The following is a 26,878-nucleotide window of genomic DNA, read 5'->3' on the forward strand; positions in this document are numbered from 1 at the left end:
CCACGGCGTCGAAGGCGAGTCATGAAAGCCTATCTCTGGTTCCTGGGCGCGCTCATGTTGTTCTTCGCGCTGCCCTTCCCCTGCCTGATCTACTTCGGCCTGGACGTGGGCGACCGCAGCGCGCCAGGGCTGGCACTGGGCCTGCTGGCGGCGTCGCTGGCGCTGTGGTTGGTGCTGCTGTACGCCTTCCTGCATTACCTGATGCTGGCGCCACCGCGCGCACTGCAACGCGTGCGCAGCATCCTCGCCGACGGCGAGCCACGCAGCGCGCGCATCGAGCAGGCCGAACAGACCGGCGTGCAGGTGCGCGGCTTCGCGCAGTGGCGGCTGCAACTGGCCTTCGACAATCTGTCCGGCACGCCGATCACCGAAACGCTGGTCGTGGTCGACAGCAAGCCACAGCTGCAGCGTTTTGCCGTGGGCAAGCAGTTGGGAGTACTGCTCAGCCGCACGCCAGGCCCCTCGCCCAACCTGATGCTTGAAGGCGCGCAACCGGAACTGGACCGCACCAGCCTGTGGCGCCGCGCGATCGGCGGCCTGATCGGCATCGTCATGGTCGCTGCTGCGTACGTCATGGCCTACCGGCTGCAAAGCGATGGCATGGGTTGGACGTTCCTGGGTTTCGGTCATCCACTGCTGATCTGCCCGCTGGTGCTGTGCAGCTACCTGATCGCCCTGCGCCTGCTGGCGCGACTGCTGGCCGGCACACTGCAGATCGACGCGCGCGCTGAAGCCCTCAAGTACCGCGGCATCGGTGCCGAAGCGCGGGTGCTCGATGTGCGCCAGACCGGCACCTACGTCAACGAACAACCGCAGGTGGAGTTCCAGCTGGAATATCTCGACCGCGAGGGCAACGTACAGCAGGCCAGCGTGCGCCGCTTCGTTGCGCTGCTCGACCTGGCCAACATTCCACGTGGGCAGGTCGACATCCTGTACGACCCGGATGATCGCCGTAGCGTGCGCATGGAGCACGCGTGAAGCGGCCCGTGTCCACACCGCTGGTGTTCGCTGGCGTGGTGCTGGCCCTGGCCGGTGTCGCCACGGCGGGCGGTGCACTGCAGACCGTCAACGCAACCCTGCGTGGCGCTGCATCGACCGCGCCTGCGGATGCAACGCAGCAACATCCCTGGGAACAACCGTTGCGCACGACGGCCATCGCCACCCCACGGGCAGCGCCCGAACCGATGCAGGTGCCCGGGCGCACGCGGCCGAACCTGCTGCTCGACGCCGAGCGCCTGCTCGCTGCACGGCAGGCGCTGGAGGCAATGCCCGGACTGGCCGGCGAACGCCTGGTCGTCTTCCACAGCATCCACTTCCATGACGACGGCCGCATCGACATCGACCTGGTCGATCCACAGCAGCCGGGCCATGTGGATGCTTACCACTACCAACGCGGGCAGTGGCGCAAGGGCGATGCGGTGAATCCGCAACAGTTCGCGCCGACCATCAGCCTTCGCCGCAGCAGCACCGCACTGGCCAACATCGATTTCGATGCCGTGCCACGGGTGACGCAGGCCCTGCAGCAACAGCGCAATGCACTGATGCGTACGCCCGCCGACGTCGGCCATGTGTATGTGGTCATCCGCAAGGGCGGCAAGCTGGTGTGGTTGCCGGATGAAGTGGCCGGCGACCGCCAGACCGTGCGCCTGCGCTACGACGCCAAGGGCAACCTGCAGTAGAAAAAGGGGACGGAGGGGATTAAGTCGCAAGTGGCGCGACGATGGCCAAAGCGACTTAATCCCCTCCGTCCCCTTTTCTGCTACCTCACCGAGCGGGCGATGGCGTACTGCGCGGCGTAATAGGTGGACAGCACGAGCAGGCTGGCCAACGGCAGGCCACCGCCGAAGCGATCCCATGCCAGCAATGAATCGCTGGCCACGAACAGCAATGCGCCACCAGCAGCCCAACGCGCGCTGCCCGCTTCCAGCGCATCGGCGTGGGGCCGCGTCCAGTAACGGGCCAGTGCCAGCACCGCCATGGCGGCCAGCACCAGGACGTAGGCCAACACCGGAATGCGCATCGGCAGCGGCAGATGTGGCCACAGGCCGGCCACGTTGATCGAAGCGAATGCGGCAAGCAGCACGAAGGCAGCGAGCAATCCGCGGCCCGCGCGCAGGCCGGCGCGGAACGCGGCGATGTAGCAGAGATGCGCAAGCAGGAAGGCAACCAGCCCCGGCACGAACGCGTCGATCGGCAGCATCAGCGCGATATCGCCCACGCAGGACAACAGCATGCCGGCCAGCACCGCGCGCCGGTAGAACGCATCCACCACCGGCCGCGCCTGCCAGGCGATGGCGGCGATCAGCAACGTGGTCGCCGGCTTGGCCAACCAGTGCAGCCAGCGCCCGTCGCCGTCCAGGTAGGCGCCGACGATGGCCAGCACGGCCACCACCAGGATTAACCCATCACGCGTGCGCAGCTTCATCGTGCCTTCCACAGCTCTGCAAGGCGGTCCGGGCGGCCGGTAATGCGTTCCAGCACCGGATACTGCAGGCCACCGTGATAGTCGATCTTCATCGTATCGATGCGGTCGAACTGTTTGACCAGCAGTGTGATCGGCGCCTTGTCAGTCGCTGCCGCAGCCACCGCGTCCTTCAGGCGCTGGCTGCTGTATTCGCGACCGCCAATGGCGATCACCTTCATGCCCGGCGCCAGGCCGGCATTGAACGCCGGGCTGTCCCAGATCACATCGCCGACCACGCCGCTGTCGAGCACCGTCGCGCCCAGCGAATAGGCCAGCAGCGCCGCCTTCGCGCGCTTTTCCTGTGCCTTGTAGGCCTCGTTCGGCGCATCGCGGTAGACCAGCTTCCAACCCGCCAGTTCCAGGCCGCCGGTCAGCGATCCGTGCCCGTCCAGGCGCTGGCGCAGGAAGCTCGCCCAGTCGTACGGTGCGATGCCGTTGAGGGTCGCCACCACGTCGTCGAAGGTGTACGGATTGACATCCCAATCGCCGTTGCCGACGCCAAAGAACGCACGCGCGAAATCATCCAGGCTGCGACGGTTGCCGGTCAGCCCACGCAGCTTGCCCTCCACCTCCAGCCACAGCATCTGCCCACCGGAATAGTAGTCTTCGCTCATCTGGTAGTTGCGGTACGGCAACGTGCGGCGCTGGGCGATGGTCGGGTCGTTGGTGGTGTCCTGCAGCGGGCGCCACGCAAGTCCCGGGCGGCCGCGGTCATAGGTTGCCGCCACGTTCGCCAGCATGTCGCGCGCCTGCTCAGTGGTCCACAGACCCGAGCGCGCGGCCAGCACCTGGCCCCAGAACTGGGTCTGCCCTTCGTACACCCACAGCAGGCTGTCGCCCATCGGCGTATTGAAGTTGGCCGTGGCCAGATCGGCACCGCGACGGTACTTGCCGTTCCACGAGTGGGTGTACTCATGCGGCAGCAGGTCGCGCATCCAGGCATTGCTGTCCCACTCGGTGAAGTAGCCCGGGTCGGCACTATTCTCGCTGGAGCGATGGTGCTCCAGCCCGATGCCGCCGAGACGATCGGTCAGGGCAAGCAGGAATTCGTAGTGATCGTAGTGGCGCGCGCCGTACAGCTTGTCGGCCTGCTGCACCAGCGCACGGTGCGCCTTCAGCTGCGCGTCGGTCGGCTTCAGCGATTTGGCATCGTCGGCGAACACGTTCAGATGCACCGGCGCCTTCGCGCCCGGGTCGAGGTCGATGCGCTGGTGATGCTCACCGGCAAACAGCGGCGAATCGACCAGGTGGTCATAGGAAATCGGCTTGAACACCACGGTGTCACCATCACGGCGGGCGGTTTCCAGCGCCGTGGCATAGGCCCAGCCCTTGGGAAGGGTCACACTGGCCTGTGCCTGCAGGTTGCGCGCGTCCACGCCGGCCGGGTACAGCGAATTGGCATTCCACTGCAGATTGAGCATTTCAGGGGTCATCACCACCCTGCCCTGGCTACCGCCCTGCGAAGACAGGAAATCGAAGTGGGCGACGATCTCGCTCACGCCCGCCGGCACATCCACCTTGAACGCGTACACGTTGAACTGGTCGCGCTGCCAGGCCAGCGGCTTGCCGTTGGCAGTGACCCGCAGGCCGGCCAGCTTGTCGATCGGGCCGGTGGGCGAATGGTTGCCGGGAATCCACTGCGGATACAGCAGGGTCAGCGGGCCGGGCTTGGCCGGCACGGTGGCGGTCACCTTGAAGATGCGCCGGGCCAGGTCGCGTGCGTCGACATCGATGCGCAGCAGGCCCGGGGCGGCGGCATCACCCGGTGGCGGGGTCTGCGCCAGCGCGGGCGTGGCCGCCAGCGCGAACAGCACGGACATCACCAGGGCACGGGTTTTCATCGGCAACTTCCAGCAGCGGAGAATTCCCCGATGCTAGGCCTGTGAGGTGCCGAGCCCCATGGCCGAAGGTCATGGTCAGTGGCGCATCGACCAGATGCGGCAAAGCCTCATTGGAGCGTTGGCGAAGACTGACAGCATCCACGCATGGCGTGGATCTGCTGGAAAGCAGAGCAGTACCGGATAGATCCACGCCATGCGTGGATGACGTACCGCCGACAGTGCGAACCAAGGTTCGCACCCACCAGCAGCGCTGTCGGTCAGTCCACCAGGCGCAGGCGCAGTTCCTTCGGCAGCGCGAACACCATCGATTCCGGCTCGCCATCCAGCTCGCCCACACCCGACGCGCCCAGCTCGGCCAGACGCGCCAGCACGCCATCGACCAGCACCTGCGGTGCCGAGGCACCAGCGGTCACGCCGATATGCTCCTTGCCGAGCACCCAGGCCGGGTCGATCTCGTGCGCACCGTCGATCAGGTAGCTCTCCACGCCTTCACGGCGGGCCAGCTCGCTCAGGCGGTTGGAATTGGAGCTGTTCGGCGAACCGACCACCAGCACCAGGTCGCAGCGCTTGGCCAGGTCGCGCACGGCGTCCTGGCGGTTCTGCGTGGCGTAGCAGATGTCGTCGTTCTTCGGCCCCTGCATCGCCGGAAAGCGCTCGCGCAGCGCATCGATGATGCCGCGCGTGTCATCCACCGACAGCGTGGTCTGGGTGGTGTAGGCGAAGTTTTCCGGCTGGTTGATGTGCAACGTGGCCACCTGCTCCACGTCCTCGACCAGGTAGATCTGGCCGGTGCCCGCTTCGCGGTTCCACTGGCCCATGGTGCCTTCCACTTCCGGGTGACCGGCATGGCCGATCAGCACCACGTCACGGCCGGCACGGCAGTGGCGGGCGACTTCGAAGTGGACCTTGGTCACCAGCGGACAGGTCGCATCGAACACCTTCAGGCCACGGCGCTCGGCTTCCTGGCGCACGGCCTGGGAAACGCCATGGGCACTGAAGATGACCGTGTTGTTGTCCGGTACTTCGTCGAGTTCTTCGACGAAGATCGCGCCGCGCTGCTTCAGGTCATCGACCACGAAGCGGTTGTGCACCACTTCATGGCGGACATAGATGGGCGCGCCCAGCGTTTCGATCGCGCGCTTGACGATCTCGATCGCACGATCGACACCGGCACAGAAACCACGCGGGTTGGCGAGCAGCACATCCATCAGTTCAGTCTCCCGGCAGCGGCCGGCTTACGGTTTCGGGTTGTCATTATCCGCCTTTTTGGCGGACTTGCCGTCGAACAGGCCGAACAGGGCGATGCCTACGGCACCCACCACGATGGCCGAATCGGCGATGTTGAACGACGGCCAGACATGCTCGCCGACGTACCACTGGATGAAATCCACCACGTGGCCATGCACCTGGCGGTCGATCACGTTGCCGATCGCACCGCCGATTATCAGCGCGTAAGGCACGGCGGCCTTCCAGTTGCCACGGGCGGTGGCGCGCAGCCACCAGGCCATCAGCCCGCTGATGGCGATCGCCAGCACGGTGAAGAAATGCTTCTGCCAGCCACCGGCATCGCTCAGGAAGCTGAACGCTGCACCGGTGTTGTAGGTGCGGTACCAGTTCCAGAAGCCGTCGATGACCACCACGGGCTGGAACTCCGGCAGGCTCGACAGCACCCAGGCCTTCGACCACTGGTCCAGGCCGATGATGACTGCCGACAGCAGCAGCCAGATCAGGGCGTTGGGATGAGGACGCGCGGCGGCCATCAGAACCAGCTCCGCACTTCGCCGGCACCGGCGATGTTGGTCACGCAGCGGCCGCACAGTTCCGGGTGGTCGGCACTGCTGCCGACGTCGGCACGGTGGTGCCAGCAGCGCACGCACTTGGACTTCTGCGTCGGCTGGGCGCTGACGAACACCTCGTCGGTGGTCGCCGGGCGCACCTGCACGTCGCCGCTGATGAACAGGAAACGCAGTTCATCGGCCAGCGGCTGCCAGCGTGCTGCCTGCTCTTCACTGGCGGCGATGGTGATCTCCGCTTCCAGCGCGGCGCCGATCGCACCATTGGCGCGCATCGGCTCCAGCACCTTGGCCACCTGTTCGCGCACGGCCAGCAACTGGTCGAAGTCGGCAGCGTTGAGCTGTGCATCGGCCGGCAGCGGTGCCAGGCCCTCGTACCAGGTGGTGAACAGTACATGGCCAGCACGGTCGCCCGGCAGGTAGCCCCACAGCTCATCGGCGGTGAAGGTCAGGATCGGCGCCACCCAGCGGGTGAACGCTTCGGCGATGTGGTACATCGCACTCTGCGCCGAACGACGACCATCCGAATCGGTCGGCATCGTGTACAGGCGGTCCTTGGTCACGTCCAGATACAGCGAGCCCAGGTCCACGCTGCAGAAGTTCAGCAGCAGCTGCACGATCTCGGCCATGTCGTAGTTGTCATACGCCGCCTTGATCTTCTCCTGCAGTTCCCAGGCGCGATGCACGATCCAGCGGTCCAGCGCGACCATCTCGTTGAGCGGGCGCAGGTGCTGGGCCGGATCGAAACCGTCGAGGTTGCCCAGCAGGAAGCGGGCGGTGTTGCGCAGGCGACGGTAGGCGTCGGCGGTGCGCTTGAGGATTTCCTGCGACAGCGACATCTCGTTGCTGTAGTCGGCCGAGGCGATCCACAGGCGCAGGATGTCCGCGCCCAGCTTGTTCATGATTTCCTGCGGCTCGATGCCGTTGCCCAGCGACTTGGACATCTTGCGGCCGTGCTCGTCCACGGTGAAACCGTGGGTGAGGCACTGCTTGTACGGCGCGCGCTTGTCGATGGCCACGCCGGTCAGCAGCGAGGACTGGAACCAGCCGCGATGCTGGTCCGAGCCTTCCAGGTACAGGTCGGCCGGCTTGCCGAAGCCACGTGCAGCCAGCACGGCCTCATGGGTCACGCCCGAGTCGAACCAGACATCGAGGATGTCGGTGACCTTCTCGTAGTCGGCCGCTTCAGCGCCCAGCAGTTCGGCGGCATCCAGCGAATACCACACGTCGATGCCTTCGGCTTGGACGCGGTCGGCCACCTGCTGCATCAGCTCCACCGAACGCGGGTGGATCTCGCCGGTCTGGCGATGGGTGAACAGTGCGATCGGCACGCCCCAGGTGCGCTGGCGCGAGATGGTCCAGTCCGGGCGGCCGTCGACCATGCTCTGGATGCGCGCCTTGCCCCACGTCGGGAACCAGCCGACGGTGTCGATGGCGGCCAGCGCATCGTTGCGCAGGTTGGCCTTGTCCATCGAAATGAACCACTGCGGGGTGGCGCGGAACACCACCGGCGTCTTGTGCCGCCAGCAGTGCGGGTAGCTGTGGCGGATCTCGACGAAGGCCAGCAGTGCGCCGCTGTCACGCAGCACCTGCACGATCGCCTCCTGCGCCTTCCACAGGTGCTGGCCCGCCAGCACCACCTCGCCAGCCGGCGGGGTCGACTCCAGGTAGACGCCACGGCCGTCGATCGGAGTGATCTGACCGGCGTTGTACTTGTCCAGCAGGCCGTACTTCTGGCTGACCACGTAGTCTTCCTGGCCGTGGCCGGGGGCGGTGTGCACCGCACCGGTACCGTCCTCGTCGGATACGTGTTCGCCGTTGAGCACGAGGATCTCGCGCTCCGGGTAGAACGGATGGATCAGCAGCTGGTTTTCCAGCGCTGAACCTTCGGCCTCACCGTGCAGCACCACCGCGTCCACGCCATAGCGCTGCAGCGAGCGCTCGGCCAGTGCAGCGGCCAGCACCAGCCAACGGCGCTTGCCGTTGTGCGCGGGGCCTTCGGCCAGCACGTAGCGGATGTCCGCACCCAGCGACACCGCCAGCGAGGCCGGCAGCGTCCACGGGGTGGTGGTCCAGATCGGCACGGCCACTTCGAAGTCGGCCGGCAGGCTGACGCCGAACGCCTGCGCTACGGCCTGCGCATCGCGCGCGGTGTAGGCGACGTCGATCGCCGGCGAGGTCTTTTCCTGGTATTCGATCTCGGCTTCGGCCAGCGCCGAGCCGCAGTCGAAGCACCAGTACACCGGCTTGGCGCCGCGCAGCAGGTGGCCGTTGGCGACGATCTTGGACAGCGCGCGGATCTCGTTGGCCTCGAAATCGAAGCTCAGGGTCTTGTACGGGTTGTCCCAGTCGCCGGTGACGCCCAGGCGCTTGAAGTCGGCGCGCTGGATGTCGATCTGCTCCTCGGCGAACTCGCGGCACTTCTGCCGGAACGCGACCGCATCGAGCTTCACCCCGACCTTGCCCCACTTCTTTTCCACCGCGATTTCGATCGGCAGGCCATGGCAGTCCCAGCCCGGCACATAGGGCGCATCGAATCCGGCCAGGTAGCGCGACTTGACGATGATGTCCTTGAGGATCTTGTTGACCGCATGGCCCAGGTGGATGCGCGCATTGGCGTACGGCGGGCCGTCATGCAGCACGAACAGCGGGCGGCCGGCGGCATTGTCGCGCAGCTGCTGGTAGAGCCCCTGCTCTTCCCAGCGCGCCAGAATGCCCGGCTCGCGCTTGGGCAGGTCGCCGCGCATCGGGAATTCGGTGGCCGGCAGGTTGAGGGTGGTCTTGTAGTCCTGGCTCACGCAGTGGCTCGCAATCTATGTTCGGAAAGGATGGCACGCGCCTGTTCGGCGTCGCGGTGCATCTGGTCGGTCAGCGCCGCCAGATCGTTGAATTTCTCTTCGTCACGCAGCTTGGCAACGAATTCGACTTCGATGTGGCGCCCGTACAGGTCGCCCTGGAAATCGAACAGGTGCGCTTCCAGCAGCGGCTCCACGCCGTCCACGGTCGGCCGGGTACCGAAACTGGACACCGACGGCCACGGCTGGTCGAACACCCCGTGCACCCAGGTCGCGTAGATGCCCGACAGTGCCGGGGTCTTCGGGAAGCGCAGGTTGGCGGTGGGGAAGCCCAGCGTACGGCCGAGCTGGCGCCCGCGCACCACCCGACCGCTGATCGAGTAGGGACGACCCAGCAGGTCGCCGACGCGGGCGAAGTCGCCTTCCTGCAGCAGCTGGCGGATACGGGTACTGGAGATGCGATCGCCATGCAGGTCGACCGCTTCGATCTCGCCGGCGCTGAAACCGAGCTCGGCGCCCAGCGCCTGCAGCAGGGCCAGATCGCCACGGCGACGGTTGCCGAAACAGAACTCCGGCCCGATCCACACCTCGCGGGCGTTCAGGCGCTGCGCCAGCAGCTGGCGCACGAAGGTTTCGGCGGGCATCGCCGCCATCGCCGCGTCGAAGCGCAGCAGGCCGATCGCATCAACGCCCAGTTCGTGCAGGATTTCGACCTTGCTGCGTGCCAGGGTCAACCGCGGCGGCGGCGTGCCCTGGGCGAAGAACTCACGTGGCAGGGGCTCGAAGGCCACCGCCACCGCAGCCACCCCCAAGGCGCGCGCACGCGCGACCGCGTGCCGCACCAGCGCACGATGGCCCAGGTGGAGGCCGTCGAATGCACCGATGCAGACCACGCTTCCGTTGGGGAACAGCTCCCCGCCCTCGACGCTTCTGAACAGCCTGCTCATCAACTCTCGTTCCGGCCGGCCGAAGCCCGCCGTTTCAATGGTGTAACCCTGAAGTATAGCCGCCGGGAGCCACGATCAATGCCCACGCAGGTCGCGCGGACGGAAGCCCATCGCCACCATCGCCAGCAGGTAGGTCAGCCCGCCACCGCCGACCAGCAGGCCGAGCGCGCCGATCCGTTCCCACACGCCCATCGACGAGAAGCCCGGCAGCCAGTACAGCAGGGCCAGCAGCACGCCGACCATCGCCGTGCACGCCAGCAGCAGGCGCAGCAGGTAGCCGCCCCAGCCCGGGCGCCGCTGGTAGACATCGGTCTTGCCCAGCCAGTACCAGAGCAGCCCCAGGTTCAGGTAACTGGACAGCGCGCTGGCAATGCCCAGCGCCAGGTGCAGGCCGGGCTGCTTGCCAAGGGCCGCCATCACCCCCTGCGCCTTCAGCTCATCGGGCACCATCACCTGGTACAGCACCGCCAGCAGGGCGAAGTTGAACACCATGTTGGCCACCAGCGCGGCGACACCGGCGCGCACCGGCGTCCTGGTGTCCTGGCGCGCGTAGAACGCCGGCAGCACCACCTTCAGCAGCGCGAACGCCGGCAGGCCGAAGCTCAGGCCGTACACCGACAGCGCCGTCATGCGGGTGTCGAAGGCGGTGAACTGCCCATGCTGGAAGATCGTGGAGATCAGCGGCTCGGCCAGCAGCAGCAGGCCCAGCATGGCTGGCACCGAAATCAGCAGGGTCATGCGCAGGCCCCAGTCCAGCGAGCGCGAGAAGCCTTCGCGATCGGTGCTGACATGGTGCCGGGCCAGCGCCGGCAGGATCACCGTGCCCAGGGCCACGCCGAACACGCCCAGCGGCAGCTCCAGGAAGCGATCGGCCAGCGACAGCCAGGACTGAGAACCGTCGGTCAGCTTGGCGGCGATGACGGTGTCCAGCAGCAGGTTGATCTGCGCCACCGACGAGCCGAACAGAGTCGGCACCATCAGCGTCATCACCTTGCGCACGCCCGGATGGTTCCAGCCCCAGCGCGGCAGGGTCAGCAGGTCGATGCCCTTCAACGAAGGCAGCTGGAACAGCAGCTGCAGCAGGCCGGCGGCCAGCACCGCCCAGCCGAGGGCGAGGATCTGCTTTTCCGGTGTGCCACCCAGCCGCGGCGCCAGCCACAGCGCGCCGGCGATCATGCACAGGTTGAGGATGACCGGCGTCAGCGCCGGCATCGCGAAGCGCTGGAAACTGTTCAGCGCACCGCCGGCCAGGGCCGTCAGCGAGACGAACAGCAGGAACGGGAAGGTCAGGCGGAACAGGTCTATCAGCAGGCCCTGCTTGGCCGGGTCGGTGTCCACCCCACTGGAGAAGACCGACGCCAGCTGCGGGGCGAAGATCAGCGCCAGCGCGGTGACCAGCATCAGCACGCCGCCCAGGGTGCCGGCGGTGCGGGCCATCAGTTCACGCAGCTCGGCGTGGCTGCGGGTTTCCTTCACCTCGGTGAACACCGGCACGAATGCGGTGGCAAAGGAGCCCTCGGCGAACAGCCGGCGCAGGAAATTGGGTATCCTGAAGGCGACCCAGAAAGCATCGGTGATGGCGTTGGTGCCGAAGGTCGAGGTCACTACCTGGTCCCGGACCAGGCCGAGAACCCGCGAGACCATGGTCATGCTGCTGAACGACAGCAGGCCCCGCAACATCTTGGGTGAACTCACTCAACGTCCCTCTTGACAATCGACTTGACGTACATTTCTTACGCCATCATACTAGCTAGCTTGCTGTTCCCATAACACCGATTTTTCAGGAAACCACCACCGTGGCCAATATCAAGTCCGCCAAGAAGCGCGCCAAGCAGACCGTCGTGCGCAACGCGCGCAACGTGGCTCAGCGCTCGATGCTGCGCACCGCTGTCAAGAAAGTGATCAAGGCGCTGGACGCCAACGATGCCGCCGGCGCCCAAGCCGCCTTCGCCGTTGCCCAGCCGATCCTGGATCGTTTCAGCGCGCGTGGCCTGATCCACAAGAACAAGGCTGCTCGCCACAAGAGCCGCCTGAACGACCGCATCAAGGCCCTCCAGGCCGCCTGATCCGGTTGGTTGCTGGAGCCCCGGCTCCGGCAGCACGCAAAAGCCCGGCTTCGGCCGGGTTTTTTGTTGCCTGCAATCCGGCGCCCGGCACTATCGATGCCCGGGGTCAGATCCCTTTTCCACAGGAAAAGGGATCTGACCCCATTGGGCCGCCAACAAAAAACCCGGCCGAAGCCGGGTTTTTCGCGGGAACCACAACGGCATTACTGCGCGTTGCGTGCCGCCTCGAGCTCGTCTTCCTTCTGGCGATCGAAGAACGCCATGATCCGGCTCATGATCGGGAAGGTGCCTTCGCGACCCAGTGCGGACACCAGGAACCACGGCTCCTTCCAGCCCAGCTCGGCGACGATCTTCTCGGCAGCGGCCTTGGCCTCGTCCTCGAACATCAGGTCGGCCTTGTTCAGCACCAGCCAGCGCGGCTTGGCCAGCAGCTCCGGATCGTGCTTTTCCAGTTCGCGCTCGATGGCACGCACCTGCTCGACCGGCGACACACCTTCCACACCACCTTCCATCGGCGAAATGTCGACGAGATGCAGCAGCAGGCGGGTGCGCTGCAGGTGGCGCAGGAACTGCGCGCCCAGGCCGGCACCGTCGGCAGCACCTTCGATCAGGCCCGGAATATCGGCGATCACGAAGCTGCGGTAGTTTTCCACCTTCACCACACCCAGGTTCGGGTACAGCGTGGTGAACGGGTAATCGGCCACCTTCGGCGTTGCCGCAGAGACGGCGCGGATCAGGGTGCTCTTGCCGGCATTGGGGAAGCCCAGAAGGCCGACATCGGCCAGCAGCTTCAACTCCAGCTTCAGCGTGCGCTCCTCACCCGGCTCACCCGGCAGCGCCTGGCGCGGCGAGCGGTTGGTGGAGCTCTTGAAATGCATGTTGCCGAGGCCGCCGCGGCCGCCCTTGGCCACCAGCAGGCGGTCGCCATGCTGGGTCAGGTCACCGATGATTTCATCGGTGGCCACGTTGATGATCACGGTGCCGACCGGCACGGTGATGACCATGTCTTCGCCGCCCTTGCCGTAGGCCTGGCGACCCATGCCGTTCTCGCCGCGCTGCGCCTTGAAGATGCGGTCATGGCGGAAGTCGACCAGGGTGTTCAGGTTTTCGTCGGCGCGGATCCACACGCTGCCGCCCGCACCGCCGTCGCCGCCGTCCGGGCCGCCGAGCGGAATGAACTTCTCGCGACGGAAGCCAATGCAGCCGTTGCCGCCGTTGCCGGCGAACACTTCGATTTCTGCTTCGTCTACCAGTTTCATTGTTTCGATGCCTGCGATGGGCGCGGCATGCACGCCGCCACCTTGATGTAGTGCCGGCCGCTGGCCGACAACCGGGCGATGCCCGTTTTACCATTGATTCCAACGAAAAGCCCCGCCGAAGCGGGGCTCTTCATGCAGCGAGCTCTTCATCCAGCACGGCCATGCCGAGACATGGGCGCCGGACGCAGCCTTATCAGGCTTCGACCGAGACGACGCTGACGGTGCGACGCTTCTTCGGGCCCTTCACGGTGAACTCCACCTTGCCGTCCGTCAGGGCGAACAGGGTGTGGTCACGGCCGAGGCCGACGCCGGAACCCGGGTGGAACTGGGTGCCGCGCTGACGCACGATGATGTTGCCGGCTTCGATGGCCTGGCCGCCGAAGATCTTGACGCCGAGGTACTTCGGGTTGGAGTCGCGACCGTTGCGCGAAGAGCCTACGCCTTTTTTATGTGCCATGACCTATCTCCTTACTTGCTGCCACCGGCAATGCCGGTGATCTCGATTTCGGTGTAGTACTGACGGTGACCCTGGCGCTTCATGTGGTGCTTACGGCGACGGAACTTGATGATCCGGACCTTGTCAGCACGACCCTGGGACAGGACGGTGGCGGTGACCGCAGCGCCGCTCAGGGCGTCGCCGATCTTGATGCCATCGCTGTCGCCGAGCAGCAGGATGTTGTCGAACTTGATCTCGCTGCCGACTTCGACTTCGAGCTTTTCAATGCGGAGCTTTTCGCCCTGCGCCACGCGGTATTGCTTACCGCCGGTGACCAGTACTGCGTACATGACCAGACTTCCTCTGTAGTTATTGTGGTCTATGGACTGCCGCCGTCGAGGGCGGACAGGAGCGGAATTGTACGTGGACCACCGGGGACGGGTCAAGTCAACCCCTGAACGGCTCTGGAGGCCGGGCCGGAACGGGGTCAGAACCCTTTTCACCACGTGAAAAGGGATCTGACCCCTGCCTGACAGGCGGTCTCACCGGGTGAGACACCGGGCTGGCATTGTCGCCCATTGCCCCCATCTGGTCACCTCGGTAGGCTGACCGATTGCCGCCCTATCGCTGGCCCGGCGGCCCAGCCACGCCCCCACAACCGGATTCCCCATGGCGATGGATTTCATCCGCATCCGCGGCGCGCGGACGCACAACCTCAAGAACATCGACCTCGACCTGCCCCGCGACAAACTGATCGTGATCACCGGCCTGTCCGGTTCGGGTAAGTCGTCGCTGGCGTTCGACACCATCTATGCCGAGGGCCAGCGGCGTTACGTCGAGTCCCTGTCGGCGTATGCGCGGCAGTTCCTGAGCGTGATGGAAAAGCCGGACCTGGACCATATCGAAGGCCTGTCCCCGGCGATCTCGATCGAGCAGAAGTCGACCTCGCACAACCCGCGTTCGACAGTCGGCACTATCACCGAGATCTACGACTACCTGCGCCTGCTGTACGCACGTGTCGGCACCCCGCGCTGCCCCGATCACGGCTATCCCCTGGAAGCGCAGACGGTCAGCCAGATGGTCGACCATATGCTGACCCTGGACCCGGAACAGCGCTACATGCTGCTGGCACCGGTGATCCGCGACCGCAAGGGCGAGCACGCGCAGGTGTTCGACCAGCTGCGTGCGCAGGGTTTCGTGCGTGTGCGCGTCGATGGCGAACTGTACGAAATCGATGCGGTGCCGCCGCTGGCGCTGCGCCAGAAGCACACCATCGAAGCGGTGATCGATCGCTTCCGCCCGCGCGAAGACATCAAGCAGCGCCTGGCCGAGAGCTTCGAAACCGCCCTGAAGCTGGGTGATGGCATGGCGTCGGTGCAGTCGCTGGACGATGCCGCTGCGACCCCTACCCTGTTCTCGTCCAAGTATTCCTGCCCGGTCTGCGACTACTCGCTGCCGGAACTGGAGCCGCGCCTGTTCTCGTTCAACGCACCGATGGGCGCCTGCCCCGGCTGCGACGGGCTGGGCATGGCCGAGTTCTTCGACCCCTCGCGCGTGGTGGTGCATCCGGAGCTGTCGCTGGCGGCCGGTGCCGTGCGTGGCTGGGATCGCCGCAATGCCTATTACTTCCAGCTGATCGCCTCGTTGGCCAAGCACTACAAGTTCGACACCGACGCTGCGTGGAACTCGCTGCCGGCCAAGGTGCAGCAGGCCGTGCTGTACGGCAGCGGCGAAGACGCGATCACCTTCACCTATTTCACCGAGGCCGGTGGCCGCACCCAGCGCAAGCATCGCTTCGAAGGCATCATTCCCAACCTCGAACGCCGCTACAAGGAAACCGAATCGGCGGCGGTGCAGGAAGAGCTGGGCAAGTACATCAGCGAACATGCCTGCCCCGAGTGCAACGGCGCGCGCCTGAACAAGGCCGCACGCAACGTGTTCGTGGCCGACCGCCCGCTGCCGGAACTGGTGGTGCTGCCGATCGATGAAGCCCTGAAGTTCTTCAGCGAACTCAGCCTGCCGGGCTGGCGTGGCGAGATCGCTGCGAAGATCGTCAAGGAGATCGGCGAACGCCTCGGCTTCCTGGTCGACGTCGGCCTGGATTACCTGACCCTGGAGCGCAAGGCCGACACCCTGTCCGGTGGCGAGGCACAGCGCATCCGTCTGGCCAGCCAGATCGGTGCTGGCCTGGTGGGCGTGATGTACGTGCTCGATGAGCCGTCCATCGGCCTGCACCAGCGCGATAACGAGCGCCTGCTGGGCACCCTCACCCGGCTGCGCGACCTTGGCAACACGGTGATCGTGGTCGAGCATGACGAAGACGCGATCCGACTGGCCGACTACGTGCTGGACATCGGTCCCGGCGCGGGCGTGCATGGCGGCGAGATCGTCGGCCAGGGCAGCCTGCAGGACCTCCTTGATGCACCGCGTTCGCTGACCGGCCAGTACCTGTCGGGCAAGCGCGCGATCAAGATCCCGGCGCGCCGGCACAAGCCGAACCCGAAGATGACGCTGCATCTGCGTGGCGCCACCGGCAACAACCTGAAGGGCGTGGACCTGGCCATTCCGGCAGGGCTGCTGACCTGCGTGACCGGCGTGTCCGGCTCGGGCAAGTCAACCCTGATCAACGACACCCTGTTCTCGCTGGCTGCCAACGAGATCAACGGCGCCTCGCACCCGATCGCGCCGTACAAGGAGATCGATGGCCTGGACCTGTTCGACAAGGTGGTGGACATCGACCAGTCGCCGATCGGCCGCACCCCGCGCTCGAACCCGGCCACCTACACCGGCTTGTTCACTCCGCTGCGCGAGCTGTTCGCACAGGTGCCCGAATCGCGTGCGCGCGGCTATTCGCCGGGACGCTTCAGTTTCAACGTGCGTGGCGGCCGCTGCGAGGCCTGCCAGGGAGATGGCCTGATCAAGGTCGAGATGCACTTCCTGCCCGACGTGTACGTGCCCTGCGACGTCTGCCATGGCAAGCGCTACAACCGCGAAACGCTGGAGATCCTGTACAAGGGCTTCAACATCAACGACGTGCTGGAAATGACCGTCGAAGATGCACTGAAGCTGTTCGAACCGGTCCCGTCCATCGCCCGCAAGCTGGAGACCCTGGTTGATGTCGGCCTGAGCTACATCAAGCTGGGGCAGAGCGCGACCACGCTGTCCGGTGGTGAAGCGCAGCGCGTGAAGCTGTCCAAGGAACTGTCGCGCCGCGATACCGGCCGCACCCTGTACATCCTCGACGAGCCGACCACCGGCCTGCACTTCCACGACATCGAGGCGCTGCTCGGCGTGCTGCACAAGCTGCGCGACGAGGGCAACACGGTGGTGGTGATCGAGCACAACCTGGACGTCATCAAGACCGCGGACTGGATCGTCGACCTGGGTCCGGAAGGCGGTCATCGCGGCGGCACCATCCTGGTGACCGGTACGCCGGAAGACGTGGCCGCGTGCCCGGATTCGTACACCGGCCAGTTCCTCGCACGGATGCTGCCGTCCACTACTGCGCGACCGGACCAGCCCGCCGCCGTGGCCAACAAGCCCGATGCGCGCCCGCCGCGCAAGGTGAAGCCCGAGAAGCCGGCGAAGAAGGCAGCCGCCGCCAAGAGCACCGGCAAGGCCAGCAAGACCGCCACGGCCGGCACCAAGAAGAAGAAGGACGCCTGATGAGCAGCGAACACAAGATCCTGGCCCGCATTCCGATCAGCGTGCGCTGGCGTGACATGGACAGCATGGGCCACGTCAACAACGCCAAGTACATCTCCTACCTGGAAGAGGCGCGCGTGCGTTGGATGCTGGGCGTGGAAGGCGTGTCGATGACCGACCGCATTGCACCCGTGGTGGCCGCCACCAACGTCAACTACCGGTTGCCGATCGTGTGGCCCAACGACATTCTGGTCGAGCTGTTCGTCGAACGCCTGGGCAACAGCAGCGTGACCATCGGCCATCGCATCGTCGACCAGCAGGACGAGTCGAAGCTGTATTCGGACGGCAACGTGGTGGTGGTCTGGATGGACACGCAGACCGGCAAGAGCGCGCCGCTGCCGGACGCGATCCGCAGCGCATCCACCTGAAGGCAGTGCCGGCCGCTGGCCGGCACTCTCCCCACCGGGCATGGCCCGGCGCGACCGTTCCAATCAAAGGACTGACATGATCCACCAGACTGAACTGCGCGACCTGCTGCCCGGCATGGTCCCCTTCCCCGCCGACGTGTTCCCGGATGACCAGGCCTGGCTTGGCCAGCATCTGCTGCCGCTGCTGAAGATCGACCTCGGCGTGCTGCGCCCGGAACTGGCCGGCCAGGCCGCGACCCTGCTGTGTCCGATCGAGCCCTATGAAGGCTGCATCGGCGAAGCCACCGAAGAACACCACAACGCGTTCACCGGCACCAACTGGATCGCTTTTGAATTGACCGCCGACAACCGCATGCGCTTTCTCGGCGACGAGGGCTACTTCATCGGCGACCAGGTGCAGGACAACGACGCGCTGGAGCACATCGCTGAGATGCGTGAGAGCTACAGCAAGGCACGTGCGTACTTCCAGCAGCATGGACGCCTGGCCAGCTATTCGCGCTATGGCGACGGCGAGCCCGGCGAGCAGGCCTACCTCGATGTGCTGGGTGGGCAGATCTCGACCGGCAACTGGATCGAAACCGCGGAGATTCCGGCCGCCTTCGCACTGGCGTTCACCGAGGCTGCCGACGACCGGCATGCGCCGGACGATGCCGAGTGCGCGATCATCACCCGCGATGGCAACAAGTTCTTCGCCGTGGCAGAAGTGGCCGGCTACAACTGGTGTGCAACCGGTGCCGATGCGATCGTGATGCTGTACGAGCCGGAAAGCCGCACGGTGCTGTTCTCGTACGACTGGTCGTAAGCCCCACCGCGCTGCGCGTTCGCCGGGCATGGCCCGGCGGAACGAGCGCCGCGTTACGGCGCGGCCTTGCGCGCTATCAACGCCGTGCTGACTTCGGTGCCATCTTCCAGCTGCAGCTGCAGCCACACAGGCTGCCCCTCCTCCAGGGTGCGGTAGCCGTCCATCAGCATCAGGTGCAGGCCACCGGGCTTGAGTACGGCGCGTGCGCCGGGCGCCAATGGCAGGCGCCGGACCTCACGCATGCGGCTGACCCCATCGACGATCGTGGTCTCGTGCAGCGACACATCGCCGAAGGTCGCACTGCGTGCACCGGTGATCGCCACCTCGTTGGCGCAGCCGTTGCGGATCACCGCATAACCGGCAGTCATTGCCATCTTCGGGTTGGGCAACAACCGTACCCAGCCCTGCTCGACGGTGACGCACTTCGTCTCGGCGGCGGAAGCCGATGCTGCGGCCGCACACAGAACCAACAGTACGCCAACGAATGGTTTGGTTATCATCGCCCAGGTTCCTTCTTCGCAACGAGACCCGCAGCATGACGACGCTCATCGAGGTGATCAACCATGGCCCCATCCGCGAACTGCGACTGGCGCGGCCGCCGGTCAATGCACTGGACACCGAGCTGTGCCGGCAGTTGATCCATGCCATCGAACTGGCGATGGCCGAGGACGCGCACGGCATCGTGCTGTCCGGCAGCGAGCGCATCTTCACCGGCGGCATGGACGTGCCGCACCTGCTCTCGCATGGCGATGACAAGCACAAGCTGCTGGACACCTGGAACGCGTTCTTCGGCGCGGTACGCACGCTGGCCGAGAGCCGCATTCCTGTGGTTGCGGCGATCACCGGCCATGCACCGGCGGGCGGCTGCGTGCTGGCCCTGTGCTGCGACTACCGGGTGATGGCACGCAGTGCCGATCCGGCGCGCCCGTATGCCATCGGCCTGAACGAAGTGCAGGTCGGCCTGATCGCACCGGAAGGCATCCAGCGCCTGCTGCGCCGTGCGGTGGGGGCGCACCGTTCCAGCGTGCTGCTGGCCACCGGCGCGCTGGTACCGGCCGAACAGGCGCTGCAGATCGGCCTGGTCGATGAACTGGTGGATGGCGAACTGGTGGCGGCCCGTGCGGTGGCCTGGCTGCAGGACCTGCTGAAGCAGCCGCGGCAGCCGATGCTGCTGACCCGTGCCATCGCCCGTGCCGAGCTGCACGACGCCCTGCACCCGGACCTGATCCAGCTCGACCGCTTCGTCGAGGCCTGGTTCGCCCCGGATGCGCAGAACGCGCTGCAGGCGCTGGCGGCGCGTCTCGGCAAGTAAACGGTAGTGCCGGCCGCTGGCCGGCACCCTGGCGATCCTTCCGGGACGCCTGCGGATGCCGGCCAGCAGCCGGCACTACCGAAGATGGGGCATCCGGCCTACACCGGTATAATCGACCCCTCTTTCATCGCTGTGGCCGCCACCTTGAACGACACGCCCGAACCCGTCGTCTCCGAGCTGATCGATCTGCTCACCCTGGAGCGGCTGGAGGACAACCTGTTCCGCGGCCAGAGCCGCGACATCGGCACCAAGTACGTGTTCGGCGGACAGGTGCTGGGCCAGGCCCTGGCTGCCGCGCAGGCCACGGTCGACAATGGTCGCCATGTGCACTCGCTGCATGCCTATTTCCTGCGTGCCGGCAACATCGACCATCCGATCGTCTACGACGTCGATCGCACCCGCGACGGCGGCAGCTTCTCGGTGCGCCGGGTGACCGCCATCCAGCACGGCAAGGTGATCTTCTTCTGCGCGGCCTCGTTCCAGCAGGCCGAATCCGGTGCCGAGCACCAGCACAAGATGCCCGAAGTGCCGCAACCGGAAGACATCGAACCGAACCGGCCGTTGCCGGCGGAGGTGCTTGAGCGCCTGCCGATCAAGGTGCAGCGCTGGCTGTCGCGCGGCGGTCCGTTCGAGTTCCGCCATGTGTATCCCCGCGATGAACTGAACCCGCCCAAGCGCCCGCCCTACCACCAGGTCTGGCTGCGCCTGAGCGAGCGCGTGGGCGATGCTCCCGAGCTGCATCAGGCACTGCTGGCCTACGCGTCGGACTTCCACCTGCTGGGCACGGCCACGTTCCCGCATGGCATCAGCTACTACCATCCGCACGTGCAGATGGCCTCGCTGGACCACGCGATCTGGTTCCACCGCCCGTTCCGCGCCGACGATTGGCTGCTGTACTCGCTGGACAGCCCCAGTGCGCAGGATTCGCGCGGCCTGGCCCGCGGCCAGTTCTTCACCCGTGATGGCGTGCTGGTTGCCAGCACCGCCCAGGAAGGCTTGATCCGCGTGGTTCCGGACCAGGCAGCAGCGGCAGCCGTGCCGGCCAAGGATTGACTGATGCGTCAGATTTTCAGCAGCCAGCGCGTGGAAACCGTGGAAGGCGTGGCCGAGCTCCTGCGCAGCCACGACATCCAGGTGAAGGTGACCAACGGGCGCTCGTACAAGACCCGTCGCCGGGGTCAGTTCAGCTATACCGACCTGGGCAATGCCGGCGCCTACCCGGCGGTCTGGGTCGTGCGTGCCGACGACCAGCCGCGTGCGCGCGAAATCCTGCGCGACGCCCGCCTGCTCGATACCACCCGTCGTGATCACCCGACCGCTGAGTTCGCTTTCCGCGATGATGTGCAGGAAAGCACCGGTGGCCGTGGCTGGGCCTGGCGCATCCGCATCGCCCTGCTGGTGGTGATCGCCGGGGTGGCGCTGGTGATCGGTCTGCGCCATCGCGGTGCCCCTGCCCCAAGCGCGCCGGTGCCCGCCCCGCAGGCACAGCCGCAGCAAGCACAGCCGACCGCACCTGCACCGCCGGAAGAAGAGGAAGTGCGGGTCCGCATCCAGCCGGCGAAGTAGTGCCGGCCGCTGGCCGGCAACCGCAGCATACCGAGCGGCTCCATGAGGATGCCGGGCAGCGGCCGGCACTACCTTTGGGGAAGGGTCAGTCACATTCTGCACGCGCCTCCGTCATGGGACACAATCCCTGCAGGAGCCCGCCGCCATGACGACCTTCGCCGCAAGCATCGACGAGACCCTTGAACGCGACCTGCCATCGGCGGCCGGCGGTTGCCAGCATGCCTATGGCCGCATCGTGCTGGCCTGCCAGAACACGGTCACCGCCATCGCACTGGCCATCACCGGCGACCGCCAGGCCAGCGAGGACATCGCCCAGGAAGCGTTCGTGAAGGGCTGGCAGCAGCTGCACCAGCTGCGCAGCGCGAGCAGCTTCCTGCCCTGGCTGAGGCAGATCACCCGCAACCTCGCCCGTGACTGGCTGCGCGCACAACGTGGCCGACCGCTGAGCGGCGAGGCTGCCGAAGTGGCCTTGACCATGGCCGCAGACCCGACCCCGGGTGTGGCTGATCGCCTGCAGCGGCTGGAAGAGGAAATCGCTGCCGAAGACATCATCTCTGGCCTGCCCGCCGACAGCCGCGAAGTGCTCCTGCTGTATTACCGCGAGGGCCAGCATTCGCAGCAGGTCGCTGACCTGCTCGGGCTCAGTGACGCAGCAGTACGCAAGCGCCTGTCACGTGCCCGTGCGCAGGTACGCGAGGGCCTGCTGCAGCGCTTCGGCGAATTCGCACGCAGCAGCGCACCCAGTGCAGCGTTCGCAACGGCGGTGGTATCGATGGTGATGATCGCCGCGCCCGGCACCGCCAGCGCGGCGATCCTGCTGGGAACCGGCGTCGGCGTGGGTGGCAGCAAGCTCGGCCTCGGTGGCGCCAGCGCTGCCGGCGGTACCGCGCTCGGCTCGCTGACCGCAACCCTGGGCCAACTGCAGATGCTGCCTGCCTCAAGCTGGGCTGCGATCATCGGTGGTGTCGTCGGTGGCGCGCTCGGCAGCTATCTCGGCGGCCGTTTCCTGCTGTCGTACGCCGAGACCGGCGCCGAGCAGGTACAAGTCCGCCGCTTCGTCAATCTCAGCACAGGCACGAGCCTGGGCTGGTGCCTGGCCATCCTGTTTGCCGTGCTGCTGCAGGCGCCGATGTGGGCGCAGCTGCTGGTGCTGGCACTGGGCCTGGTGGTGGTCAACTACCAGTGCCTGGTGACGCTGCGGCGAATCATGGCGCCGCTGCTCGCGCGTGATGCAGCCCGGCGTGGGCGTAACGGGATCAACTGGAAGTACGAATCCATGTACGGCCTGACCGGCATGATGGCGGTGAACCTGGTGGTCATCGGTGCCTTGGCCTACACGATGACGCTCAGCGGGCGCCTGTAACGGACAACGCCGGCAGTGCGCCGGCGTTGTCGTCGATCACTGCATTGAAAATCAGCGCTGCGACTTCGGCGCTGCGCCGTCACGCGGGCCGCCGTGGCGCGGGCCACCATGCATCGGGCCCTTGGCGGCGTCGAACTCAGCCTTGCTCAGCTGGCCATCCTTGTTGGTATCGGCCACGGCGAACCAGGCGTCACGATGCTGCTTCATGCGCAGCTCGCGGTCGGCCTTGTCCAGGTAGCCATCCTTGTTGAGGTCGAGCTGGTCGAAACGCTCGGCCAGGCGCGGATCGGCCTTGGCTTCCTCACGGCTGATGCGGCCATCCTTGTTCGTGTCCAGCTTGGCCCAGCGCTCGCCGCCGCGACCACCGTGGCGGCCATGCTTCCAGCGCGGCAGCTCATCACGCGAGAGCTTGCCGTCCTTGTTCTTGTCCAGCTCGTCGAACTTTGCGGCCAGGCGCGGGTTGGCCGCCGCTTCGCTGCGGTCGATGACGCCGTCGCCATTGGTATCCAGCTTGGCCGGACGCTGCGCCGGTGCAGCCGGGGTGTCGGCAGCCAGGGCAATACCGGTCGCGGAGGTGCCGAGCAGCAGGGCCAGCAGCAGGGGGGTACGGATCATGGGGTCACTCCTGGGAATGGGATTGGCATCGGGGTGAACACCTCACCCTCGGAGGACAACAACGCCTGACCACGACCTCGGTTGACGCAGCCGCCCGTTCCATTCATCCGGCGGACAGTCGCCGCCATTGCGACGGGCTGGAGCTATGCTGTGCCCATGGCGAGACACGGCGACAGAGACGACGAACTGCGACTGTTCCAGACCGGCGAGCACCCCTGCGGGTACTGGCCGGACCGGGTTGCACGCGACCTGGTGCTGGACCCGCAGGACCGTCGCCTCGGCGGGCTGTACCCGCTGGCCCTGAGCTGGGGCTTCCGACGCAGCGGCGACCTGGTCTATCGCCCGCATTGTGCGAACTGCCACGCCTGCGTCGCCGTGCGCATTCCGGTGGCCCGCTTCGCCCCGGATCGCAGCCAGCGCCGCTGCGCCGCCCGCAATGCCGATCTGGAAGTGCGCATCACCGCGGCCATGCCACGCGAGGATCTGTTCGAGCTGTACCACCGCTACCTGGTGCATCGTCATGCCAAGGGCGGCATGGACGACCACGGCCCGCACGAATTCGAACAGTTCCTGATCGGCAGCTGGTCGCACACGCGCTTCATGGAAATGCGTCTGCCCGGCCACGATGGCCAGCCCAGCCAGCTGCTGGGCGTGGCAGTAACCGATGTGACCGAGCACGGGCTGTCGGCGGTCTATACCTTCTTCGACCCCGCCCATGCCGCGCGCGGGCTGGGCACGTTCGCGATCCTGCAGCAGCTGGAGTGGGCCCGCCGCGAAGGCCTGCCGCACCTGTACCTGGGCTACTGGATACGTGAGCACCAGAAGATGGACTACAAGCGGCGCTATCGCCCGCTGGAGGCCTACGATGGCCGCCGCTGGCATGATTTCGATGACGAACTGGACGGACGCTGACAAACCACTGACACCGGGCCAGGTGCACAATATGGCCCATGAACGCCAAACCCCTGATCCTCGGCCTGGCCCTGCTCTGTGGCGCCGCCGCTCCCGCCTTCGCCACGTCCCCCGCGATGACCGAAAAACCGTCTGCAGCGCTGCGCTTGGCCACCTACAACACCTCGCTGTATTCGGACGAAGCCGGCGGCCTGATCGCCGAGCTGGAAGGCGACAGCGAACACGCGCGCAAGATCGCCGCGGTACTGCAGCAGGCGCGCCCTGACCTGGTGCTGCTGAACGAGTTCGACTTCGATGACGCCCATCGTGCCGCCGACCTGTTCCAGAAGCGCTACCTGGAAGTGGCCCAGCCCGGTGGCGGCAAGCCGCTGCACTTCGCCTACCGCTACCTGGCGTCGGTGAACACCGGCGTGCCCAGTGGCCTGGACCTGGACAACAACGGCGTGGTCGGCGGTGAAGGCCGTGGCCGCGGCAACGACGCCTGGGGCTACGGGCTGCACCCGGGCCAGTACGGCATGCTGGTGCTGTCGCGTTACCCGATCGACGAAGCCAAGGTGCGCAGCTTCCAGCTGCTGAAGTGGAGTGCGATGCCCGGCGCTATCCGCCCGGTCGATCCGCGCACCGGCAAGAGCTTCTACAACGACACCGTCTGGTCGCAGCTGCGGCTGTCGTCGAAGTCGCACTGGGATGTACCGGTGAAGACCCCGGCCGGCGTGGTCCACGCGCTGGTCTCGCACCCGACGCCGCCGGTGTTCGATGGCCCGGAAAAGCGCAACGCCGCGCGCAACCATGACGAACTGCGCCTGTGGCAGGAATACCTGTCCCAGGGTGACAAGCCGTGGCTGTGCGACGACAAGGGCCAGTGCGGTGGCCTGGCCCAGGATGCGCGTTTTGTCATCCTTGGCGACCTCAACAACGATCCGGTCGATGGCGATGGCCGCCACGAGGCGATCGTCGAACTGATCGAGAACGCCCGCGTGCTGCGCTACCCCACCCCACGCAGCATCGGCGCCGAGCAGACCAGCCTGGCCTATGCGGCCAAGGGCATTGCCCGCAAGGGTGCGCCGTTCCATGCCACCGGCGATTTCGGCCCGAAGTCGGGCACCATGCGCCTGGACTACGTGCTGCCCTCGGTCGGTTTCGAGTACCTCGGCAGCGGCGTGTTCTGGCCGGCCAATGAGAGTGCCGAAGCGAAGATTGCCGACGGTAGCGACCACCACCTGGTGTGGGTGGATGTGAAGCCGTAACCGGTGTTGATGGGGTACCGACCAACGGTCGGTACCCACCGGAAATCTGCACCCACAAAAATTCGGTAGGCGACGACCGTTGGTCGTCGCTCCTTTTTTACGAGCGCAGCTCGACGCCGATCGCTTCGGCGGCATCACGCGCAATCGCACGCGCTTCGTCGATGGATTCCGCACGCGCCAGGGTCACGCCCACGCGGCGATGGCCATGCACGCTCGGCTTGCCGAACAGGCGCACCGCGGTGTCCGGCACCTGCAGCGCGGCGGCCACGTTGTTGAAGTACGGCACGCCCTCACCATGCGCCAGCAGCGCGCACGAGGCCGATGGGCCGCTCTGGCGGATCACCGGGATCGGCAGGCCGAGGATGGCCCGGGCATGCAGCGCGAACTCGCTCAGCTCCTGCGACACCAGCGTCACCAGACCGGTGTCATGCGGACGCGGCGATACTTCGCTGAACCAGACCTCGTCGCCCTTCACGAACAGCTCGACACCGAACAGGCCCCAGCCCCCGAGGTCATCGGTGATCGCGCGCGAGATCTCCTCGGCACGCGCCAACGCCTTGTCCGACATCGGCTGCGGCTGCCAGCTTTCGCGATAGTCGCCCTCCTTCTGCAGGTGGCCGATCGGCGCGCAGAACGAAGTGCCGGCGGCGTGGCGTACGGTCAGCAGGGTGATCTCGTAATCGAAGTCGATGAAACCTTCGACGATGCAGCGGCCGGCACCGGCGCGGCCACCGGTCTGTGCGTATTCCCATGCGGGGGCGATGTCCGCCTCGCTGCGCAGCGTGCTCTGGCCCTTGCCCGAGGACGACATCACCGGCTTGACCACGCACGGCAGGCCGATTGCCGCTACGGCGGCGCGGTACTCGGCCTCGGTGTCGACAAAGCGGTACGGCGAGGTCGGCAGGCCCAGCGTCTCGGCGGCCAGGCGTCGGATGCCCTCACGGTCCATGGTCAGGCGCGCAGCACGCGCGGTCGGGATCACCCGCAGGCCCTGCTCCTGTTCCAGCTGCACCAGGGTCTCGGTGTGGATCGCCTCGATCTCGGGCACCACCAGGTGCGGCTGCTCCTGGGCGATCAACTGGCGCAGGGCCATTGCATCCAGCATGTCGATCACGTGCGAGCGGTGTGCCACCTGCATGGCCGGGGCATCGGCGTAACGGTCGGCAGCGATCACTTCCACACCCAACCGCTGCAGCTCGATGGCCACCTCCTTGCCAAGTTCGCCCGAGCCCAGCAGCAGCACGCGGGTGGCGGAGGGGGACAACGGGGTTCCAAGCTTGGCCATGGCGGGGTTCCAGCAGCGATGTGAAGGCGGGTGGGCATTCTAGCCGGTCCAGCCGCAGTGCCTGGGCACGCCCAGCCGACGAACGGTAGCCAGAATGTGATA

Annotated in this window: 26 protein-coding genes; 12 read left to right on the plus strand and 14 right to left on the minus strand. The window is 66.4% G+C overall.

The features are described 5' to 3' along the window. Positions 1-21 precede the first annotated feature (21 nt). Positions 22-978, plus strand: coding sequence for a hypothetical protein (locus AC1DKR_RS04165; RefSeq protein ID WP_478031281.1), 957 nt, complete (start codon positions 22-24; stop codon positions 976-978). Then, positions 975-1,679 carry a hypothetical protein gene (locus AC1DKR_RS04170; protein ID WP_478031284.1) on the plus strand — a complete coding sequence of 235 codons (705 nt, stop codon included), beginning with the start codon at positions 975-977 and terminating at the stop codon, positions 1,677-1,679. The genes AC1DKR_RS04165 and AC1DKR_RS04170 overlap by 4 nt, the downstream gene beginning before the upstream one ends. A gap of 80 nt (positions 1,680-1,759) precedes the next feature. Here AC1DKR_RS04170 and AC1DKR_RS04175 read toward each other — a convergent pair whose 3' ends face one another. The 7 genes from AC1DKR_RS04175 to murJ all read right to left on the minus strand — a co-directional run bounded on the left by AC1DKR_RS04175 (position 1,760) and on the right by murJ (position 11,520). After that, positions 1,760-2,425 carry a lysoplasmalogenase gene (locus AC1DKR_RS04175; RefSeq protein ID WP_478031287.1) on the minus strand — a complete coding sequence of 222 codons (666 nt, stop codon included), beginning with the start codon at positions 2,423-2,425 and terminating at the stop codon, positions 1,760-1,762. Next, a complete protein-coding gene (locus tag AC1DKR_RS04180; RefSeq protein ID WP_478031290.1) occupies positions 2,422-4,305 on the minus strand; it encodes a M61 family metallopeptidase in 1,884 nt (627 codons plus the stop codon). The genes AC1DKR_RS04175 and AC1DKR_RS04180 overlap by 4 nt, the downstream gene beginning before the upstream one ends. Before the next feature lie 257 nt (positions 4,306-4,562). Then, positions 4,563-5,513, minus strand: a complete 951-nt coding sequence (gene ispH, locus AC1DKR_RS04185) for a 4-hydroxy-3-methylbut-2-enyl diphosphate reductase (protein WP_312107668.1) — start codon at positions 5,511-5,513, stop codon at positions 4,563-4,565. 27 nt (positions 5,514-5,540) lie between these two features. Further along, the gene (gene lspA, locus AC1DKR_RS04190; protein ID WP_478031293.1) at positions 5,541-6,065 is read right to left on the minus strand and encodes a signal peptidase II; all 525 of its coding nucleotides are present in this window, start codon (positions 6,063-6,065) and stop codon (positions 5,541-5,543) included. After that, on the minus strand, positions 6,065-8,896 hold the full coding sequence (gene ileS, locus AC1DKR_RS04195) for an isoleucine--tRNA ligase (protein WP_478031296.1): 2,832 nt from the start codon (positions 8,894-8,896) through the stop codon (positions 6,065-6,067). Before ileS ends, lspA begins: the two co-directional genes overlap by 1 nt. Further along, the gene (locus tag AC1DKR_RS04200) at positions 8,893-9,840 is read right to left on the minus strand and encodes a bifunctional riboflavin kinase/FAD synthetase (protein WP_025873849.1); all 948 of its coding nucleotides are present in this window, start codon (positions 9,838-9,840) and stop codon (positions 8,893-8,895) included. Before AC1DKR_RS04200 ends, ileS begins: the two co-directional genes overlap by 4 nt. A gap of 75 nt (positions 9,841-9,915) precedes the next feature. After that, the gene (murJ, locus tag AC1DKR_RS04205; protein ID WP_032951562.1) at positions 9,916-11,520 is read right to left on the minus strand and encodes a murein biosynthesis integral membrane protein MurJ; all 1,605 of its coding nucleotides are present in this window, start codon (positions 11,518-11,520) and stop codon (positions 9,916-9,918) included. 116 nt (positions 11,521-11,636) lie between these two features. Between murJ and rpsT the strand changes: the two genes are divergently transcribed. After that, entirely contained in the window at positions 11,637-11,906 is a 270-nt protein-coding gene (rpsT, locus tag AC1DKR_RS04210; protein ID WP_025873851.1) for a 30S ribosomal protein S20, read from the plus strand. 203 nt (positions 11,907-12,109) lie between these two features. Here the strand turns inward: rpsT and obgE are convergent, their stop codons facing one another. Genes obgE through rplU form a run of 4 tightly spaced genes read right to left on the minus strand, consistent with a single transcriptional unit; the run spans position 12,110 to position 13,951 of the window. Then, positions 12,110-13,165, minus strand: coding sequence for a GTPase ObgE (gene obgE, locus AC1DKR_RS04215; protein ID WP_025873852.1), 1,056 nt, complete (start codon positions 13,163-13,165; stop codon positions 12,110-12,112). Continuing rightward, positions 13,162-13,299: a hypothetical protein gene (locus tag AC1DKR_RS04220; protein ID WP_157804331.1), complete on the minus strand. Its 138-nt coding sequence runs from the start codon at positions 13,297-13,299 to the stop codon at positions 13,162-13,164. The genes obgE and AC1DKR_RS04220 overlap by 4 nt, the downstream gene beginning before the upstream one ends. 59 nt (positions 13,300-13,358) lie before the next feature. Further along, positions 13,359-13,622 carry a 50S ribosomal protein L27 gene (gene rpmA, locus AC1DKR_RS04225; protein WP_089239574.1) on the minus strand — a complete coding sequence of 88 codons (264 nt, stop codon included), beginning with the start codon at positions 13,620-13,622 and terminating at the stop codon, positions 13,359-13,361. Positions 13,623-13,633: 11 nt separating this feature from the next. Further along, complete coding sequence (rplU, locus tag AC1DKR_RS04230) at positions 13,634-13,951, minus strand: 50S ribosomal protein L21 (RefSeq protein ID WP_004148331.1); 318 nt, start codon at positions 13,949-13,951, stop codon at positions 13,634-13,636. Positions 13,952-14,270: 319 nt separating this feature from the next. Between rplU and uvrA the strand changes: the two genes are divergently transcribed. From uvrA to AC1DKR_RS04245, 3 genes are all read left to right on the plus strand, one after another. Continuing rightward, on the plus strand, positions 14,271-17,267 hold the full coding sequence (gene uvrA, locus AC1DKR_RS04235) for an excinuclease ABC subunit UvrA (RefSeq protein ID WP_032975969.1): 2,997 nt from the start codon (positions 14,271-14,273) through the stop codon (positions 17,265-17,267). Continuing rightward, positions 17,267-17,674 carry an acyl-CoA thioesterase gene (locus AC1DKR_RS04240; RefSeq protein WP_025873855.1) on the plus strand — a complete coding sequence of 136 codons (408 nt, stop codon included), beginning with the start codon at positions 17,267-17,269 and terminating at the stop codon, positions 17,672-17,674. Before uvrA ends, AC1DKR_RS04240 begins: the two co-directional genes overlap by 1 nt. 76 nt (positions 17,675-17,750) lie before the next feature. Further along, a complete protein-coding gene (locus tag AC1DKR_RS04245) occupies positions 17,751-18,476 on the plus strand; it encodes an enolase (protein WP_313249428.1) in 726 nt (241 codons plus the stop codon). 53 nt (positions 18,477-18,529) lie between these two features. On the opposite strand, the gene AC1DKR_RS04250 is transcribed toward AC1DKR_RS04245, so the two are convergent. After that, entirely contained in the window at positions 18,530-18,976 is a 447-nt protein-coding gene (locus tag AC1DKR_RS04250; protein ID WP_223494510.1) for a copper chaperone PCu(A)C, read from the minus strand. Between the two features lie 35 nt (positions 18,977-19,011). Between AC1DKR_RS04250 and AC1DKR_RS04255 the strand changes: the two genes are divergently transcribed. The 4 genes from AC1DKR_RS04255 (at position 19,012) to AC1DKR_RS04270 (ending at position 22,717) form a co-directional block, all read left to right on the plus strand. Continuing rightward, positions 19,012-19,788 carry an enoyl-CoA hydratase/isomerase family protein gene (locus AC1DKR_RS04255; RefSeq protein WP_025873858.1) on the plus strand — a complete coding sequence of 259 codons (777 nt, stop codon included), beginning with the start codon at positions 19,012-19,014 and terminating at the stop codon, positions 19,786-19,788. 132 nt (positions 19,789-19,920) lie between these two features. Further along, entirely contained in the window at positions 19,921-20,841 is a 921-nt protein-coding gene (tesB, locus tag AC1DKR_RS04260) for an acyl-CoA thioesterase II (protein WP_478031794.1), read from the plus strand. A gap of 3 nt (positions 20,842-20,844) precedes the next feature. Then, complete coding sequence (locus tag AC1DKR_RS04265) at positions 20,845-21,354, plus strand: pathogenicity-like protein (RefSeq protein WP_363730489.1); 510 nt, start codon at positions 20,845-20,847, stop codon at positions 21,352-21,354. Positions 21,355-21,499: 145 nt separating this feature from the next. Further along, a complete protein-coding gene (locus AC1DKR_RS04270; RefSeq protein WP_478031302.1) occupies positions 21,500-22,717 on the plus strand; it encodes an RNA polymerase sigma factor in 1,218 nt (405 codons plus the stop codon). 51 nt (positions 22,718-22,768) lie between these two features. On the opposite strand, the gene AC1DKR_RS04275 is transcribed toward AC1DKR_RS04270, so the two are convergent. Then, positions 22,769-23,332 (minus strand): EF-hand domain-containing protein, encoded by a 564-nt coding sequence (locus tag AC1DKR_RS04275; protein ID WP_478031304.1) that lies wholly within the window; start codon positions 23,330-23,332, stop codon positions 22,769-22,771. Between the two features lie 156 nt (positions 23,333-23,488). Here AC1DKR_RS04275 and AC1DKR_RS04280 point away from each other — a divergent pair, with 156 nt between their 5' ends. Together AC1DKR_RS04280 and AC1DKR_RS04285 are read left to right on the plus strand one after the other, a co-directional pair. Beyond that, positions 23,489-24,244 (plus strand): arginyltransferase, encoded by a 756-nt coding sequence (locus tag AC1DKR_RS04280; RefSeq protein ID WP_032975961.1) that lies wholly within the window; start codon positions 23,489-23,491, stop codon positions 24,242-24,244. Between the two features lie 38 nt (positions 24,245-24,282). Further along, on the plus strand, positions 24,283-25,491 hold the full coding sequence (locus AC1DKR_RS04285; protein WP_478031306.1) for an endonuclease/exonuclease/phosphatase family protein: 1,209 nt from the start codon (positions 24,283-24,285) through the stop codon (positions 25,489-25,491). Positions 25,492-25,588: 97 nt separating this feature from the next. Here AC1DKR_RS04285 and purT read toward each other — a convergent pair whose 3' ends face one another. Further along, positions 25,589-26,776 (minus strand): formate-dependent phosphoribosylglycinamide formyltransferase, encoded by a 1,188-nt coding sequence (gene purT, locus AC1DKR_RS04290; protein ID WP_033830620.1) that lies wholly within the window; start codon positions 26,774-26,776, stop codon positions 25,589-25,591. Between the last annotated feature and the right edge of the window lie 102 nt (positions 26,777-26,878).

The organism is Stenotrophomonas sp. 01N47, assembly GCF_056399165.1.

What these genes read in the sequence shown, in the direction of transcription:
- AC1DKR_RS04165 (WP_478031281.1), top strand. Translation starts at nt 22, where the DNA reads ATGAAAGCCTATCTCTGGTTCCTGGGCGCGCTCATGTTGTTCTTCGCG.
- AC1DKR_RS04175 (WP_478031287.1), bottom strand. Translation starts at nt 2,425, where the DNA reads ATGAAGCTGCGCACGCGTGATGGGTTAATCCTGGTGGTGGCCGTGCTG.
- AC1DKR_RS04180 (WP_478031290.1), bottom strand. Translation starts at nt 4,305, where the DNA reads ATGAAAACCCGTGCCCTGGTGATGTCCGTGCTGTTCGCGCTGGCGGCC.
- ispH (WP_312107668.1), bottom strand. Translation starts at nt 5,513, where the DNA reads ATGGATGTGCTGCTCGCCAACCCGCGTGGTTTCTGTGCCGGTGTCGAT.
- lspA (WP_478031293.1), bottom strand. Translation starts at nt 6,065, where the DNA reads ATGGCCGCCGCGCGTCCTCATCCCAACGCCCTGATCTGGCTGCTGCTG.
- AC1DKR_RS04200 (WP_025873849.1), bottom strand. Translation starts at nt 9,840, where the DNA reads ATGAGCAGGCTGTTCAGAAGCGTCGAGGGCGGGGAGCTGTTCCCCAAC.
- murJ (WP_032951562.1), bottom strand. Translation starts at nt 11,520, where the DNA reads ATGTTGCGGGGCCTGCTGTCGTTCAGCAGCATGACCATGGTCTCGCGG.
- obgE (WP_025873852.1), bottom strand. Translation starts at nt 13,165, where the DNA reads ATGAAACTGGTAGACGAAGCAGAAATCGAAGTGTTCGCCGGCAACGGC.
- AC1DKR_RS04220 (WP_157804331.1), bottom strand. Translation starts at nt 13,299, where the DNA reads ATGAAGAGCCCCGCTTCGGCGGGGCTTTTCGTTGGAATCAATGGTAAA.
- rpmA (WP_089239574.1), bottom strand. Translation starts at nt 13,622, where the DNA reads ATGGCACATAAAAAAGGCGTAGGCTCTTCGCGCAACGGTCGCGACTCC.
- rplU (WP_004148331.1), bottom strand. Translation starts at nt 13,951, where the DNA reads ATGTACGCAGTACTGGTCACCGGCGGTAAGCAATACCGCGTGGCGCAG.
- uvrA (WP_032975969.1), top strand. Translation starts at nt 14,271, where the DNA reads ATGGCGATGGATTTCATCCGCATCCGCGGCGCGCGGACGCACAACCTC.
- AC1DKR_RS04240 (WP_025873855.1), top strand. Translation starts at nt 17,267, where the DNA reads ATGAGCAGCGAACACAAGATCCTGGCCCGCATTCCGATCAGCGTGCGC.
- AC1DKR_RS04245 (WP_313249428.1), top strand. Translation starts at nt 17,751, where the DNA reads ATGATCCACCAGACTGAACTGCGCGACCTGCTGCCCGGCATGGTCCCC.
- AC1DKR_RS04250 (WP_223494510.1), bottom strand. Translation starts at nt 18,976, where the DNA reads ATGATAACCAAACCATTCGTTGGCGTACTGTTGGTTCTGTGTGCGGCC.
- AC1DKR_RS04255 (WP_025873858.1), top strand. Translation starts at nt 19,012, where the DNA reads ATGACGACGCTCATCGAGGTGATCAACCATGGCCCCATCCGCGAACTG.
- AC1DKR_RS04265 (WP_363730489.1), top strand. Translation starts at nt 20,845, where the DNA reads ATGCGTCAGATTTTCAGCAGCCAGCGCGTGGAAACCGTGGAAGGCGTG.
- AC1DKR_RS04270 (WP_478031302.1), top strand. Translation starts at nt 21,500, where the DNA reads ATGACGACCTTCGCCGCAAGCATCGACGAGACCCTTGAACGCGACCTG.
- AC1DKR_RS04275 (WP_478031304.1), bottom strand. Translation starts at nt 23,332, where the DNA reads ATGATCCGTACCCCCCTGCTGCTGGCCCTGCTGCTCGGCACCTCCGCG.
- AC1DKR_RS04280 (WP_032975961.1), top strand. Translation starts at nt 23,489, where the DNA reads ATGGCGAGACACGGCGACAGAGACGACGAACTGCGACTGTTCCAGACC.
- AC1DKR_RS04285 (WP_478031306.1), top strand. Translation starts at nt 24,283, where the DNA reads ATGAACGCCAAACCCCTGATCCTCGGCCTGGCCCTGCTCTGTGGCGCC.
- purT (WP_033830620.1), bottom strand. Translation starts at nt 26,776, where the DNA reads ATGGCCAAGCTTGGAACCCCGTTGTCCCCCTCCGCCACCCGCGTGCTG.